Genomic DNA, 15,520 nt, shown 5'->3' with positions numbered 1-15,520 from the left:
CGCCGCTGTTCGAGCTCGCGCGGGGCGGGGGGAGCCTGAGCGATGGGGCTGCTCGACCGCGTGGGGCGCTTCCTGGACGACGTGCTGCTCCTGCCCGACGACGTCCGCGAGACGCTCGAGACGGGTGAGGAGGCGCTCAGCGCAGAGCTGTTCGTCGAGGCCGAGCGGATGTTCATGGACGTGCTCGCGACGCGTCCAGGGCTCGGCCGCGCCGCCCTGGGGCTGGCGCGCGCGCGCGCGGGCCTGGGTGACCAGGCGGGAGCGCTCGCCGCGCTGACCGAGGCGCGCACGCACTCGACGTTGGACCCGAGCGTGTCGCTGTGGGCGGCGCGCATGGCGCTCGAGGCCGGTCAGCTGCCGCTGGCTGCCGACGCCGCGCGAGATGCTGCGCGTGCGCTCGCCGAGGAAGGAGGGCCACGGTTTGCGGATGCATGCCGGTTGCGCGCCGAGGCCGAGTGGCGGCGCGAGCGCCCAGACCGGGCTGTGCGCGAGCTCCGCAAGGCCCTCAGCGCCACGCCTCAGGACCACGCGCTTGCCGTGCGTCTGATCGAAGCGTGCGTCGCCGCGGCCCGAGTGCCTGATGCACAGCGGGCGGCCGAGGCACTCGATCCGGCGTCGCTGATGCCCGACCACGCGGCGCGCGTTGGACTTGCGCTCTCTCGCGCAGGGCTCGCCGAGCCTTCGCTCAGCTGGCTGCGCCGCGCCGCTGATTCGGGAGACGCCACGGCGCTGATCGCGCTCGCCGAAGGCCAGCTGGCTGCGGGTCGGCTCTCCGAGGCAGAGCTGCACGCGCGCTCTGCCATCGCACGAGGCGGAGGGGCGCGCGCTCTAGCGACCTTGGCCGACGTGCTGGTGGCGGGGCGCCGCGGCGCGGAGGCCGCCGAGGCCGTGTCTGCGGCCGCACACGCCAGTGCCGACGTCGAGCTGCACCGCGGCGCCGTGCGTGTGGCCGACCCCGACGATGTGCCGGCGCTCACGCGCTACGCCGACGCGCTCGCCCGCGTGGCTCCGGGCGACCCCGTCGAGCAGCTGGCGCGTGGTCTTGTCGCGCTCGCGCGCGGCGACATCGCGACGGCCGCGCAGCTCGACCCCGGCGACGAGCCGCGCGGCGTGCTCCTCCGCGCGCGCGTGGCGCTGCGCCAGGGGCGCCCGGCCGACGCGCTCGCCTTCCTCGACTCCTTCGGCCACGCGGCTCGCGGCCGCTCCTACGCGGCGGTCGACGCGGCGCGGGTCGGCGAGCTCCGCAAGGCGGCGCTCAAGGCCAGCTGGACCGACGCCGCAGCCGGCGAGGTGGACCTACCAGGCGCCATCGACGCCGTGGCGCGCTTTGCCGAGAGTCGCGGCCTGGACGATGTCACGCGCGCCGCGCGTGGGCTGCGCGACGAGCTCGACCGCCCGCTCCTGCTCGCTGTGCTTGGCGAGTTCAACGCCGGCAAGAGCACGCTCATCAACGCCATCATCGGCGCCGAGGTGGCGCCCATGGGCATCGTCCCGACCACCGCCACGCTCAACGTGCTGCGCGGCGGCGCAGCGCGGCGCGTGCGCCTGGTGCGTGTGGACGGCAGCACGCGCGAGGGCGACTACGACTCGCTGCGCGACCTGCTGGCGGACGCCGAGGCCGCGGACGAGAGCGTGGACCACGTCGAGATCGTCCTGCCCAGCGAGGACCTCGAGCGTGTGTGGATCATGGATGCGCCCGGCACCAACGCGCTCGATCCCGCGCACGAGCGGCTGGCGCGCGAGGCGGCGCGGCGGGCGGACGCCGTGTTGTGGGTCTTCGATGCTGCGCAGGCGGGCAAGAAGACCGAGGCGAGCTTCTACGCAGCCTTCCGTGGCTCGGGGCGCAAGGTCATCCCGGTGCTGAACAAGCGCGACCGGCTGTCTGCCGACGACCTCGCGCGTGTCTCCGCGGTGGTACGCGCCAGCTGGGCGGCGGACGAAGCCGACGTCTCGGCGGGCGAGCCGATGGGCGACCTCGTGACGGTCTCCGGCCGCTCCGCGCTCAAGGCCAAGCTGGCGGGCGACGAGCAGGCGTTGACGGACAGTGGCTTCGTAGCGTTCCTAGCTCACCTCGATCGTGAGGTCTTCGCGCGCTCACGCGAGCTCAAGCGCCGCGCGTGCACCTCGCGATTGCTCGCGGTGCTCGACCGCGCGCTCGAGACGGAGCGCGAGCTGCTCGAAGCGCAGGGACGCATCGTCGCACGGCTCAATGCCCGCGCGGGGCGCGTGGGGGCGCGTCAGGCAGACCTCACGGACCAGGCGCGCGATGTGGTGCGCGCCGTGGTCGCGGGCGAGGAGGCCGCCCTCGAAGCGGCCGCCGACGAGCTGCTCAGCGTCCTCAAGCCGCGCGGCGCCACCTTCGGCCGCAGCGCGCTGTCGGCCGACGATCAGGCGTTCCTTGGCGAGCTGCTCGAGCGGCGCTTCACCTTGGCGCTGGAGCAGGCGGAGCGGCGTCTGGTCGCCCAGGTGCGCGGCGTCCTCGCGCAGGCCATGGCGGGCACGCGCCCAGAGGAAGAGCAAGACTCGCCCATCGACCTCGACCTGCGGGTGCGGGCCGCGCTCGCGTCGCCGTTCTCGGCCTACCTCGGGTACCAGCGGGGCCTCCTCCGCGGCGGGGGGTTGCGTCGGCTGTTCGACGAAGCGCTGCCGCGGGCCGTGGCCAACCGCCAGGGAGCGGTCGCGGCCTTGTCCGTGGTGCGCGCCGACGCGCGGGCGGAGTTGGGGGGCGCGCTGCGCGATGCGCTCGGCGAGCTGGTCGGCTCCCTGGAGCGCGCGGTGCTGGCGGAGGCGCGCGCCGCGGAGCAGCACGCGGAGCACCTGAGCTCGGAGGTGTTCGGCCCGCTGCGCGCCCTGCGTGAGGTGCTGGCCGAGATGATGCGCGTCGCCGAAGATTCTCTTCGGGTCGCTAGATTCGGGAGCGCCTGAGGCGCTATACTGACCCTTGGCCCAATCCCGGGCTCGGAGCCTTCATGGAGATCAAACAGCAGCTCAAGCTCTCGCAGCAGCTGGTGATGACCCCTCAGCTGCAACAGGCCATCAAGCTGCTGCAGATGTCGCGTATGGAGCTGACCGAGCTGGTCCACGAGGAGCTGCTCGAGAACCCCGTCCTGGAGGACTCCATGGACGGACGCGACGCCCGCGAGGTGACCCCCACCACGGAGGCGGTGCACCAAGCGCACGGCGAGGACGGGGGGCCGACGGGCCCCGATGGCGAGAGCCGCTCCAGCACGGAGGCGGTGGACTCGAAGCGCGAGGAGATCGACTGGGAGCGTTACCTCGAGGCCCACGCGCTGCAGCAGGCCATGCCTGGCTTCCGGGGCCGCGGTGGCGATGACGAGATGCCCGGCTTCGAGCAGACGCTCACGCGCGCCGAAGACCTCGTGGATCACCTTGCGTGGCAGCTGCGCATGGGCGACTTCGTGGAGGACGAGCAGCGCTTCGGGGCGCTGGTCATCGGCAACCTCGACACGCGTGGCTACCTCGCCATGGAGGGGGTCGCGCCGCAGGACGTCGTTCCGCGCCTCGCCGAGGAAGCGGGCCTCGACGCGGAGGACGCCGAGGAGGTGCTCGGCATGATGCAGCAGTTCGACCCGCTGGGCGTCTGCTCGCGCACGCTCGAGGAGTGCCTGGAGGTGCAGGCCAGGCACTTCGGCATGGACGAGCTGTGCATCAAGGTCATCCGCCATCACCTCGGCAACCTCGAACGCAAGAACTATGGCGCCATCGCCAAGGACCTCGACGTCGCGGTGGAAGAGGTCTACGACATCGCGCAGATGATCGCGGAGTTCGAGCCGCGGCCAGGTCGCAACTACTTCACGGAAGAGCCGCGCTACATCACGCCAGACGTGTACGTCCACAAGGTGGGCGACGAGTACTTCGTGGTGGCCAACGACGACGGCATGCCGCGCCTGAAGATCAGTGGGTTCTACCGAACGGCCATGTCCGGCAACCCGCAGGCCAAGGAGTACATCCAGAACAAGATGCGCAGCGCGCAGTGGCTCATCCGGAGCATCGATCAGCGCCGCAAGACCATCCTCAAGGTCACCGAGTGCATCGTCGAGAAGCAGCGCGAGTTCTTCGACCTGGGCATCGAGCACCTGAAGCCGATGATCCTGCGCGACGTGGCCGAGGCGGTGGGCATGCACGAGAGCACCATCTCGCGCGTGACCAGCAACAAGTACGTCCACACGCCGCGCGGCATCTTCGAGCTGAAGTACTTCTTCAACAGCGCCATCCGGCGCGACAACGACACCGACATCGCGAGCGAGAGCGTCAAGCAGGCCATCAAGAAAATCGTCGGCGGGGAGGACGAGCGGTCGCCCTACAGCGACCAGAAGCTCGTCGAGATCCTCGCGCAGGACGGCATCCAAATCGCCCGCCGAACCGTCGCGAAGTATCGCGAGATGTTGGGCATTCTTAGCAGCAGCAAACGGAAGAAATACTTTTAGCGCTTGTTCTTAGTTCGACACCCCAGCCACGCCCCGGAGGCACGATGCGAATCAACTTCACCTTTCGCCACCTCGAACCGTCAGACGGCATCAAGTCCTACGCGACCGAAAAGGTCGCCCGCTTGCAGAAGTTCCTGCGGGCGCCGCTGACCGCCGAGGTGACCGTCGCCACCGAGCGACACCTTCACCAAGTCGATGTGAGCGTCGTGTGTGAAGGGCAGCGCTACGCTGCCACGGAAGAGTCGGAGGACATGTACGCCTCGATCGACATGGTGCTCGACAAGATCGACCGTCAGGTCCGCAGCCGGAAGGACGCCGAGACCGCCAAGATGCGGCACGCACACGAGTCCGTGCACCTCGGCAAGCACGGCGCCTGACGGACAGCGCGGTAGCCGCCGTGCGCACCGATCCGCGAGTCCCCCCATCCTGCAGCGAGCGCTACGGGGTGGGGGGATCTCCAATTCAGAAGCGACCCGCGTTGGCCGAGAGCGTGCTCATGACCGCGGCGACCGACTCACTGGCCAGCAACGCCGCGCGCACCCCTTCGTCCCGTACGGCGCGGCTCACGCGCGCCAGGGCCTTCAGGTGCGCGCTGGGCTGGTTCAGCGGACCCAAGATAGCGACGACCAGCGTGACGGGGTCCCCGTCGATGGCGTCGAACTCCACGCCGCGCGGGATGATGGCCAACACTGCGCGCATCTCGCTCAGCGCTCCGAGGCGCCCGTGGGGTATGGCGACCCCGCTCCCAGCGCCCGTGCTGGCGAGGCGCTCACGATCCTCCAGGACCTGCAACACGGCCCGCGCGGACAGCGTGGGGTCGTCCGTCGCGAAGACGTCCGCGACGGCGCTGAGCAGCGCGTGCTTGTCCGCCGGCTCGATACCCAGCAAGACCCTCTCAGCGCTCAGCAGTTCGACCAACATCCGATGGCGCAGAACTACCGCAGCGCGGCCTCGGACGCAACGCACTTGCGCGGGTGTTCACACACTCGTCAGTCGTCCGCGTCGGCGATCCCGGCGTCACGGTGCAGCGAGCGGACGAAGTCGCGCGCGGCGTGGCGCCCGGCCCGCTTGAGGAGCTGGTTGCGCGCCGCCACCTCGAGGATGACCGCCATGTTGCGGCCCGGACGCACGGGGATGCGGACCATGGACAGCGAAACCCCCAGCAACGTGTGCCGGAGCTCGTCCAGGCCGAGCCGCTCGAAGTGGTCGGCCTCGTCCCAATGGCACAGCTCCACCACCAGCTCGACGGGCACGGTGTCGCGCACGGCCGTCGCCCCGAACAGGTCGCGCACGTTCACGATGCCGATACCTCGCAGCTCGATGTGGTGGCGAAGCCGCGGCGGGGGCGCGCCGTGCACCTCCATGCTCGGCGTGCGTGTGAGCAGCACGTTGTCGTCGGCCACCAAGCGGTGGCCGCGCTCGACCAGGGCCAGGGCCGTCTCGCTCTTGCCGATACCGCTAGGGCCCGTGAGCAGCAGCCCGACGCCGTGTACCTGCACGAGCACGCCATGAACCGATTCGCGCGGGGCGAGCAACTCGTCCAGCGCGTGGTGCAGGGTCGCGATGGTGCCGGTCGAGCGTGGCTGCGACACCGCAAGTGGGGTCCCCGTGGCCTCGGCTCCCGCGACCAGCTCAGGGAAGGGGGTCGCGCCCCGCGTCACCACGATCAGGCACGGGCCCATGGCCAGCAGCACTCCCAACTTCTTCGCGCGCTCGGCTTGGTCGAAGGTCTCGAGGTACGTCATCTCGGTCTCGCCCAACAGCTGCACGCGTGTGGGGACGAGCCCATGGCGATGCCCCGCGAGCACCAGGCCAGCCTTCTGGATGCGCGCGTGCGTGACGCGCCGCACCAACCCCGCTCCGCCTGCCACCAGCTGCACCTCGGCCGCGACGCGTGGGGTGGCGAGCAGCTCGCGCGTGGTGGTCGTTCGGGCCCGCGCCTCGCTGCCTTCCTTCGCGCGCTCGCTGTCGGTCATGGCGCGAGCGTAGCAGTCCGCCGGTCACGGCACGGAGGCAAAGCACAGTGACCGCTTGCAGTGTGCTCGTCACTGCTAGACTCCTGGTGTGTCGAGCTTGCACGTCGTCGTCGTCACGGGCCTGTCGGGCGCAGGGCGCAGCACCGCGCTGCGCGTGTTGGAAGACCTCGACTTCTTCTGCGTGGACAACCTCCCGCCCAGCCTGGCCCCAGCATTGCTCGACACGCTCGCTGGCGACGCGGTGGTGCGCGGCATCGGGCTCGGGATCGACGTCCGCACGGGGGGTCTCCTCGAGGGGGTGAGCGGCGTGCTCGACTCGCTGGTCGGCAGCGGCCATCAGGTGGAGGTGCTGTTCCTGGACTGTGCCGACGAGATCCTCGTGCGGCGCTTCAGCGAGTCTCGTCGCCCCCACAAGCTGGCGCCCGGTGGTGAGCTCTGGGAGGCCATCCAGGCAGAGCGCGCGCGTTTGGCCAAGCTCCGAGCGCGAGCGACGCACGTGGTGGACACCACACGCCTCAGCGTGCACGACCTCCGACGCGCCATCGTGGAGTTCGTCGAGCGGGGGGCTGTGGGTGCGCGTATGGTGACGCGCGTCGTGTCCTTCGGCTTCAAGTACGGCATCCCGACGGATGCCGACCTGGTGTTCGATCTGCGCCACCTTCCCAACCCCTACTTCGAGCCTTCGCTGCGCCCACTGAGCGGCCAGGACCCGACCGTGTCGCGCTTCGTGTTGGACGCGCCAGCCACACAGGAGTTCTACGCGGACGTTCGGCAGCTGCTGGTCAATGCGCTTCCCCGCTACGAGAAAGAGGGCAAGAGCTACCTGACGATCGCGCTGGGCTGCACGGGGGGGCGACATCGTTCCGTCGCGACCGCGGAGGCTCTCGGGGCGGAGCTGCGTGCCCTCGGGCGCGAGGTCACGGTCGCGCACCGTGACGTGGAGCGGGTCAAGGCGTGATCGAGGCCGCGACCGACGAGGTCTACGACGAGGTCGTGATCGTGAACCGTCTAGGACTCCACGCGCGCGCGGCGTCCAAGCTGGTCACGCTCGCCGCGCGCTTCGAGGCTGTCGTCATGCTGTCGAAGGACGGGCACCGCGTGGACGCGAAGAGCATCATGGGCGTGCTGCTGCTGTGCGGGACGCCTGGCTCCACGCTCGGCGTGACCGCCAGCGGACCAGACGCCACCGCCGCAGTGCGCGCTATCGTCGACCTGGTCCGCGATCGCTTTGGAGAGAGCGAGTGAGCACGCGCTTCACGCTCTCCGGCGTGGCGGTGTCGGTGGGGGTGGCCATCGGCCCGGCGTGGGTGGTGGACCCACGGGGCGTGCCCGCCACACGACGGGTGTCTCTCGAGCGTGTGCCAGGTGAGCTGGCGCGCCTGAGCGCCGCCATAGAGCGCGCCCGTACGGAGCTGCTCCAGGCGCTGCACGACGCGTCGGACCTGCCGAGCGGGCCGCTGCGCGACATCCTCGAGGCGCATCGGCAGCTGACCTGCGACCCGACGCTGCGTGAACACATCGAGAAGCTCATCGAGGAGGAGCAGAGCAGCGCCGAGAGCGCGGTGGTCAAGGTGATGGAGGGCTTCGCGCGCGCTCTCGAGGGCAACGACGGCGCGTACTTGCGGGAGCTCACCCACGACGTGGAGCAGGTCATGGGCCACCTGCTGGACGCGCTCCAGGGGCACTCGCCCAGCGCGGACCCGCCTCCCGGCGCGGTGCTGATCGTGCGTGATCTCCCGCCGCGCGACGCCGTGCGTCTGCGTGAGCGCGGCGTCGTCGGGCTGGTGGCCACGCGCGGGAGCGCCACCAGTCACACGGCCTTGCTGGCACGGGCGCTTGGCATCCCAGCCGTGGTGGGCGTGCGCGACGCGTTGCTCACCATCGAGAACGGTGCGCTGGTCGAGGTGGACGGCTTCGCCGGATCCTGCCACGTCCGTCCCAGCGACGAGGAGCAGAGCCGCGCGCGGGCGCGGGCGACGCGCTTCGCTACCTTCTTGAGCGAGCTGGCGGCGCGGGCGCGTGAGCCCGTGCTCACCGCCGACGGCGAGCCCATCGACTTGCGCGCCAACATCGAGCTGCCCAGCGAGGCTGCCGAGCTGGCGGCGCGCGGAGCCCGGGGCGTGGGGCTGTTCCGAAGCGAGTACCTGTTCCTCGCGAGCCGCGCGCCCCTCGGCGAAGACGAGCAGGTGCGGACGTACGCCACGCTGCTGCGCGACGTACGGCCGCACCCCGTCACCTTTCGTACGTTCGACCTTGGCGCTGACAAGCTCGGCGATGCACCGCGCGAGCGCCGTGGCCCGCACCGTAGGGCCGCGCGCCCCGCGAATCCTGCGCTGGCGCCGCGTGGTCTGCGGCTTGCGCTCGCGTCGCGCGAGGCGTTCGAGCGACAGCTGCGCGCGGTACTGCGTGCTTCCAGCGACGTGCCCGAGGCGCCCGCCGAGCTGCTGTTCCCGATGGTCGCGAGCCGCGCCGACCTGCTCGCGGCGCTGTCGCTCTACCGCGACGTGCGCGCCGCGCTCGTGTCGGAGGGGGTCGTGCTGCCGGACATGCGCGTTGGCGCCATGATCGAGGTGCCTGCGGCCGTGCTCATGGTCGACGTGCTGCTTCCGCACGTGGACTTCGTCGCGCTGGGGACGAACGACTTGCTGCAGTACAGCCTGGCCATCGACCGCGCCGACCCGGGCTCCACGCGCTGGGCGCGCGCGTACGAGCCCGCGCTGCTGCGCTCGGTGCACCACGTGGCGTCGGCTGCACGGGCACAGGACAAGGACGTTCGCGTGTGCGGCGACGCGGCCTCGGACCCCATCGCGCTTCCGCTGCTGCTGGGTCTCGGGGTGCGCCACCTCTCGCTCCAGCCCGCGGCCCTGCCCATCGCCGCCGCAACCCTCCGGCGCCTCGAGCGTGCCGTGGTGGCGCCGCTGGCGTGTGAGGCGCTGGCGTTGGGTGATGCCGACGAGGTGGAAGCGCACGTCGGGAGCGCGCTGCGCGCGACGCTGGCGGACCTGTGGTCCGAGCAGGGCTACACGCCGCCCGCGGCCTCGTGAGCGGCGCCCGTCGCGTCTCGTTTGACGCGCTCACCGTCGCCCACGACGCCTCGAGGCACGCGATGGGCTCCTCACGGAGCCATCTGGTGTGCGCCGCGTCAGTCTGCGCCCGACGGCAGCGCGGCAGACAGCGGGGGCGCGGAAAGCACACGCGCGCGCAGCTCGTCGCTGGGCACGATGCACACGTCACTCGCGCCGAACAGGCGGTAGCGCACGCGCGCGAACAGACGGTACTGCAGGTTCAGCAGGAACAGCGGCACGAAGCGCAGCATGAAGGCCACCCTGTACAGGGCGGGCCAGATGATGCGCCCCGCCGCGCCGTCGAGGTGCAGGCGCTCGTTGGGGCCACCGGCGTCGGTCACCAGGTAGACCGTGTCGATGTCGCTCGGGTCGTGGCCATTGCGGCGCAGCAGCGTCTGCCCGAGCTCCGACTGGATGTGCACGAAGTAGAAGCGACCCGTGCGGTCCGCCCGTGCGATGTGCGCCACCAGCCGGTTGCAGAAGATGCAGTAGCCGTCCACGAGGACGACGTCGTGCCCCAGCGCCTCCGCGGGGAGGGCGGGGGCTGCGGGGTGGGAGAGTGCGTGGTCCATGGGGGTACCACGCACGAGGCGCCTTGGTGGTTACACGCCCGACGTGGCGGGAGAGCCGAGCGGCGCGTCGTCGGCGGGGCCTACTTGGCGGGGGTGCCGGGAGGCACGTCGTCGGCCGCCGCCAGCAGACGCAGCCCGTCGTGGGTGTCGGTGGCCAGCACCATGCCCTGCGACACCAGCCCGGCCAGCTTGCGGGGGGCCAGGTTGGCGACCACCACCACGCGTCGGCCGGTCATCTGCTCCGGGGTGAAGTGCTCGGCGATGCCCGCGACGATCTGGCGCGGCGCGGGCTCTCCCAGGTCCACCTCGAGCCGCAGCAGGCGGTCCTTCTTGGGCACCTTCTCGGCGCTCAGCACGAGGCCCACGCGCAGGTCGACCTTGGCGAAGTCGTCGTACTCGATGGTCCCGTCTTCGGTGCCTTCGGGCTTCGCCAGCCGCGCGTCCGTGCTCGAAGCGTCAGCCGTGGGCTTCTTCTTGGGCTTGTCGGCCTTGGTCTTGGTCTCTGTCGTGGGAGCTGCATCGGCGGGCGGCGCGGGCACCAACCGCTCGAGCAGCGCGGCCTCTTGCTTGGCGTCGATCTTGGGGAAGACGGGCTTACCCGCCACCACCGCAGTGCCCGCCGGCAGCTCGCCGAAGCGCGCCGGCCACGCGTCGACGCCCACCGCGGGCGCGAGGGGCGCGAGCCCGAGTTGGGCGCGCAGCTCGTTCGCCTTGTTGGGCATCACGGGAGCGAGCATGACCGACAAGAAGCGCACGCACTCGAGGGTCACGTACGACACCTCGGCCAGGCGCCCCAGCTTCGCCTCGTCCTTACTGAGGTTCCACGGCTCCTCGTCGTTCACGTACTTGTTCGCCGCGTCGATCAGCTCCTTGATGGCGTCCAGCGCACGGTTGAGCTGCACGGCGTCGAGGTTGTCGCGCACCTGCGCGGCCAGCGCCTCGGCCTGCGCTGCCAGGGCCGCGTCCGCCCCGGAGAGCGCGCCCACCTCGGGCACCTTGCCGTCGAACTTCTTCAGGAACGGCAGGATGCGGTTGAGCAGGTTGCCGAGCCCGTTGCCCAGCTCGTTGTTGTACCGGGCGATGAGGTTCTTGTGGTTGAAGTCCCCGTCCTGCCCGAAGCTCACCTCGCGCAGGAAGTAGTAGCGCAGCACGTCCGCGCCGAAGGCCTCCACCAGGGGCGCGGGCGGCAAGAAGTTGCCGAGCCCCTTGCTCATCTTCTCGCCGTTCACCGTGAGCCAGCCGTGCGCCCACACCTGCGAGGGCACGCGCAGGCCCGTGCTCATCAGGAAGGCGGGCCAGAAGATGGTGTGGAAGCGGAGGATGTCCTTGCCCACGATGTGGACCACGTCCGCGTCCGGGCCCCAGAACTGGTCGTAGAGCGGCGCCTCGCCCGGCTCGGCCGGGCCACCCAGCGCCGATATGTAGTTCACCAGCGCGTCCAGCCACACGTACATCACGTGCTCTGGCTTGCCCGGGACGGGGATGCCCCACGAGAAGCTCGAGCGCGAGATGCTCAGGTCCTTGAGGCCCGCACGCACGAAGCTCTTGACCTCGTTGTAGCGTCCCTCGGGCTTCACGAAGTCCGGGTTGGCGTCGTAGAACTTCAGCAGGGGCTCCGTGTACGCGGAGAGCCGGAAGAAGTAGCACTGCTCGCGGATCTTCTCGACGGGCTTCTTGTGGTCTGGGCAGATGTTGCCCTCCAGCAGCTCCTTCTCGGTCTTGAAGCTCTCGCAGCCGACGCAGTACCAGTCCTCGTAGTCGTCGAGGTACACGTCGCCCTTGGCCTCCAGCAGCTTCCAGAAGCGCTGCGTGGCCTCCTTGTGGCGCGCCGACGTCGTGCGGATGAAGTCGTCGTTCGTGATGTCCAGCTGCTGCCAGGCCTCCTCGAAGGGGGGCACCATGGAGTCCACGAAGGCCTGTGGGTCTTGCCCCAGCTCCTTGGCGCGCCGCTCGATCTTGAGGCCGTGCTCGTCGAGCCCCGTCAGGAAGCGCGTCGGCTGCCCGCGCAGCCGGTGGTAGCGCGCCAACATGTCCGCCGCGGCCGTGCTGTAGGCGTGCCCGATGTGGGGCTTGTCGTTGACGTAGTAGATCGGGGTGGTGACGTAGAAGGGCTTCATGGTCGGTCTCGCTAGCCGTCCGAGAACGGACTGCTAGTGGGCCTGTTACCAGCATTCCGGTCCCTTGGCGACCACCTGCGCGGTGACCCTACTGCGCGCGCACCCAGCCCTCCCACATGGGCGCCGAGAACTCCTCGAAGGGGGGGCACGACACGCCGAGAGGCTCCAGCAGCGCGCGCGCGTTGCTGTCGTCGTAGACCGTCTGCGTGAAGACCTGGCTGTACACCGACGCGGGGATGGACGTGACACGCGTCACCGCGCGCGCGAGCCACCCGGGCACCAGGCGGCCCCCGAAGCGCGCCATCCGGTTCGCGATGCGCGCCAGCACGGGCACGCGCAGGCGGAACACGCGCGGGCCATGCGCCAGCTCGAAGAGCCGCTGCACCAGCGCGCCCACGCTCGGCGGGTCGTGGGCGACGAGCGTGAACGAGCTGGTCTGCTCGTCCGCTGGCGCCGCATGGGCGATGGCCACCATGGCGCGCGCCACGTAGTCCACCGGGACGAGCGGCATGCGCCCTCCTTCGATGCACAGCAGCGGCAGCCAGCGCGGCAGCCAGCGGGCCACCAGGCGCACCAGCGCGAAGAAGTAGTACGGGCCGTCGATCTTGGCGTACTCGCCGCGTTTCGAGTCGCCGACCACGATGCCGGGACGGAGCACGCGCACGGGCACGGTCGCGCGCGTCCGTACGATGCGCTCCGCCTCGAACTTGCTCTGGTAGTAGGGGTGGTCGAGCGCTTGCCCCACGTCGAAGTCCGACTCGTGGTAGACGCCCGAAACGAACGGCCCCGCGACCGCGACGCTGGACACGTGGTGCAGCGTCACCGGGCCCTCGAGCCCGTTCACGAAGTCGACCACGCGCTCCGTGCCGCGTTCGTTGATCTCGGCCGCCTCCTCCTCGCTCATCGCCATGTCGTAGATGGCGGCCAGGTGGAAGACGTGATCGATGTGTTCGGGCAGGTCGGCGCGGTCCAAGACGAGGGTGGGGTGCGCGAGATCGCCTGGGACGCAGTGCACCCGAGCTGCTGCATCTCCGTAGCGCGTGAGCCCCGCAACGAAGCGAGCCTGGGAGGCCGGGCGGACGAGCGCGTACACCTGCGCGTCGGGGCGCTCGAGCAGCTGAGCCAGCAAGAAGCGGCCGACGAAGCCAGTGGCACCTGTGACGAAGTAGTTCATGGGATTCTGTGGGGGTTCCCGCTGGAGCGCAGGTCTTGGGTATGATACAAGATCGGTATCATTGTTTCAACCGACCGCGTCGGCAGGCGCGTCGGACCTCTCCCTCGGACGAGTCTGCCCATGACGTCAGCCACGCCCTCATCGCCTTTCACGGCGCGCCAACAGCGCGGTCTCGCGGCCTTGTGCGACACGTTCGTGGGCCCCGTGCGTCCACCTCGCGAACGCGCGGAGGACCCCACCGGCTTCTTCGCGCGGCGCGCCTCGGAGCTCGACGTGGCCCCTCGCGTCGCCGCTCACTTGGCCCGGGCCTTGGGCCCTGCCGACCTCACGGCCACCGGCAGGTTGCTCGACGGGCTCGCGCTGCTGCAGCTCGAACGCATGCCTCAGAGGGCGCGCGAGGCGGTGGTGGTCGCACTGCGGAAGAGCTCGCCGGACGCGGCGGCGGGCGTCGCAGGGCTGGCGGCCCTGACGGCGTTCTACCACTACGGCTCGGTGGGCCCGGATGGACGCAACCCCAACTGGCTCGAGACGGGCTATCCGGGGCCTCCACCGGTGGAGGTTGCCTCGCCCACGCTGACGCCGTTTGCGCCGGAAGTGAACGCCGGTGCCGTGACGCTCGACGCCGATGTCGTGGTGGTGGGCTCCGGCTCCGGCGGGGGAGTGGTCGCCGCGACGCTCGCCGCCGGCGGGCGCAGCGTGATCGTGCTCGAGGCGGGCGGCTTCGTACCCGAGGCGGACATGCCCAGCGACGACGCAACGGGCTTCGAGCGCATGTACTGGCGCGGTGGAGCGCAGTCCACGGTGGAAGGCACCTTGGGCGTGCTCGCGGGCCGAACCCTCGGCGGCGGCTCCACCATCAACTGGCAGAACTGCGTCCAGCCTCCGGAGCACGTGCGACACACGTGGGCGCACGAGCACGGGCTCCGCGGGCTCGACGGCGCCGAGTTTCAGGGAGACCTCGACGCGGTCGCCCAGCGCATTGGCATCACCACGTCCTGCAGCGACGTGAACGGCGTCAATCAGCGGTTGTTCGACGGCGCGGCGGCTCTCGGTCTGCACGCGTATGTAGCCGCGCGCAACGTGGACGAGGCGCGCTACTCGCCGCACACCGCAGGACACGTGGCGTTCGGGGACCGCAGCGGCGCCAAGCTCGGCTCGCTGCGCACGTGGCTGCCCGACGCGGTGACCCATGGGGCCCGTGTCGTGGTCGGCGCGCGCGTCGATGTGGTGCTCACGGCGCAGGGGAGGGCGTCTGGCGTGCGCGGGAGGGTTCGTGTCGGACGCGACGAGCTGCCGCTCACGGTGCGCGCGAAGACCGTCGTAGTGGCCTGCGGCGCGCTCGAGACACCGGCGTTGCTCTTGCGGTCCGGCATGGGTGGTCCCGCTGCGGGGCGCTTCCTGCGCGTGCATCCTGCGCCGGCCGTGTTTGCCATTTACGACCGCGTACAGCGCGGCTGGTGGGGCGGCCCCATGACCGCCGTGGTGGACGAGTTTGCGCGCGTCGTGGAAGGACATGGCTACCTCATCGAGGCGGGGCACTTCCACCCGGGGCTCACAGCCGCGAGCTTCCCTTGGGCGTCCGCGCGACAGCACAAGATGGTGCTCGCCCAGCAGGCCTACACGGCAGGCTCCGTCGCGGTGGTCCGCGACCACGGCAGCGGCTGCGTGCGGCTCGATGCGGCGGGGGAGGCGCAGGTCAGCTGGCCTGGGGACGACCCCGTGGACCGTGAGCTGATCGTACGCGGCGTGGCCGACATGATCCGGCTCCATGCGGCTGCTGGCGCGAAGGAGATCTACGACTACGCGCTGCCGCGTCCCGTCTTCCGGAGGGGCGACGACGTGGAGCGTGCCGCCGCCGCCGCGCGCGACGTGCCCCTCGGGCCAGGCGGTCGCGTCCCTTTCTGTGCCCATCAGATGGGGTCTGCCCGGATGGGCACCTGCTCGACGACCTCCGTCGCGGACCCCGACGGGCAGCTGCACGGGACCCGGGGGGTGTGGGTGGGAGACACGTCGGCGTTCCCCACGGCGGTCGGTGCCAACCCGATGTGGACCTGCATGGCGCTCGCCCGACGCACTGCGCGCGCCATCCTTGCGGCGGGCTGAGACCGAGTGCTCGCGGGGACGACCAGCATGTACACGCGTTTCGGCTGATTGGAGTATCGTGTGGA

The 15,520-nt window shown here is 70.7% G+C and carries 12 protein-coding genes; 7 read left to right on the top strand and 5 right to left on the bottom strand.

Annotated elements, in window-relative coordinates:
• Positions 1 to 42: 42 nt before the first annotated feature.
• The 3 genes from H6726_22755 to raiA are packed head-to-tail and all read left to right on the top strand — an operon-like array spanning position 43 to position 4,825.
• The gene (locus tag H6726_22755) at positions 43 to 2,925 is read left to right on the top strand and encodes a dynamin family protein (GenBank protein MCB9660483.1); all 2,883 of its coding nucleotides are present in this window, start codon (positions 43 to 45) and stop codon (positions 2,923 to 2,925) included.
• Between the two features lie 44 nt (positions 2,926 to 2,969).
• Entirely contained in the window at positions 2,970 to 4,448 is a 1,479-nt protein-coding gene (gene rpoN / locus H6726_22750; GenBank protein ID MCB9660482.1) for an RNA polymerase factor sigma-54, read from the top strand.
• A 44-nt stretch (positions 4,449 to 4,492) separates the two neighbouring features.
• Positions 4,493 to 4,825, top strand: a complete 333-nt coding sequence (gene raiA, locus H6726_22745; protein ID MCB9660481.1) for a ribosome-associated translation inhibitor RaiA — start codon at positions 4,493 to 4,495, stop codon at positions 4,823 to 4,825.
• A gap of 85 nt (positions 4,826 to 4,910) precedes the next feature.
• Here the strand turns inward: raiA and H6726_22740 are convergent, their stop codons facing one another.
• Positions 4,911 to 5,369 carry a PTS sugar transporter subunit IIA gene (locus H6726_22740; protein MCB9660480.1) on the bottom strand — a complete coding sequence of 153 codons (459 nt, stop codon included), beginning with the start codon at positions 5,367 to 5,369 and terminating at the stop codon, positions 4,911 to 4,913.
• A 68-nt stretch (positions 5,370 to 5,437) separates the two neighbouring features.
• Positions 5,438 to 6,424, bottom strand: coding sequence for an HPr(Ser) kinase/phosphatase (gene hprK, locus H6726_22735; GenBank protein ID MCB9660479.1), 987 nt, complete (start codon positions 6,422 to 6,424; stop codon positions 5,438 to 5,440).
• Positions 6,425 to 6,512: 88 nt separating this feature from the next.
• Between hprK and rapZ the strand changes: the two genes are divergently transcribed.
• Genes rapZ through ptsP form a run of 3 tightly spaced genes read left to right on the top strand, consistent with a single transcriptional unit; the run spans position 6,513 to position 9,468 of the window.
• Positions 6,513 to 7,382, top strand: coding sequence for an RNase adapter RapZ (gene rapZ / locus H6726_22730; protein ID MCB9660478.1), 870 nt, complete (start codon positions 6,513 to 6,515; stop codon positions 7,380 to 7,382).
• Positions 7,382 to 7,669, top strand: a complete 288-nt coding sequence (locus H6726_22725) for an HPr family phosphocarrier protein (protein MCB9660477.1) — start codon at positions 7,382 to 7,384, stop codon at positions 7,667 to 7,669. Before rapZ ends, H6726_22725 begins: the two co-directional genes overlap by 1 nt.
• Positions 7,666 to 9,468, top strand: coding sequence for a phosphoenolpyruvate--protein phosphotransferase (gene ptsP / locus H6726_22720; protein MCB9660476.1), 1,803 nt, complete (start codon positions 7,666 to 7,668; stop codon positions 9,466 to 9,468). Before H6726_22725 ends, ptsP begins: the two co-directional genes overlap by 4 nt.
• A gap of 98 nt (positions 9,469 to 9,566) precedes the next feature.
• Here ptsP and H6726_22715 read toward each other — a convergent pair whose 3' ends face one another.
• The 3 genes from H6726_22715 to H6726_22705 all read right to left on the bottom strand — a co-directional run bounded on the left by H6726_22715 (position 9,567) and on the right by H6726_22705 (position 13,352).
• Positions 9,567 to 10,061, bottom strand: coding sequence for a DUF393 domain-containing protein (locus H6726_22715; GenBank protein ID MCB9660475.1), 495 nt, complete (start codon positions 10,059 to 10,061; stop codon positions 9,567 to 9,569).
• 80 nt (positions 10,062 to 10,141) lie between these two features.
• Positions 10,142 to 12,178 (bottom strand): methionine--tRNA ligase, encoded by a 2,037-nt coding sequence (gene metG, locus H6726_22710; GenBank protein ID MCB9660474.1) that lies wholly within the window; start codon positions 12,176 to 12,178, stop codon positions 10,142 to 10,144.
• A gap of 88 nt (positions 12,179 to 12,266) precedes the next feature.
• Positions 12,267 to 13,352 (bottom strand): SDR family oxidoreductase, encoded by a 1,086-nt coding sequence (locus H6726_22705; GenBank protein ID MCB9660473.1) that lies wholly within the window; start codon positions 13,350 to 13,352, stop codon positions 12,267 to 12,269.
• Between the two features lie 120 nt (positions 13,353 to 13,472).
• Between H6726_22705 and H6726_22700 the strand changes: the two genes are divergently transcribed.
• Positions 13,473 to 15,455: a GMC family oxidoreductase gene (locus tag H6726_22700; GenBank protein ID MCB9660472.1), complete on the top strand. Its 1,983-nt coding sequence runs from the start codon at positions 13,473 to 13,475 to the stop codon at positions 15,453 to 15,455.
• Positions 15,456 to 15,520 lie beyond the last annotated feature (65 nt).

This window comes from Sandaracinaceae bacterium, from assembly GCA_020633055.1.
GTDB lineage: Bacteria > Myxococcota_A > Polyangia > Polyangiales > Houyiibacteriaceae > JADJJE01.
Note: the sequence above shows the minus strand (reverse complement) of the source record. Positions and strands in the feature narration are given on the sequence as shown.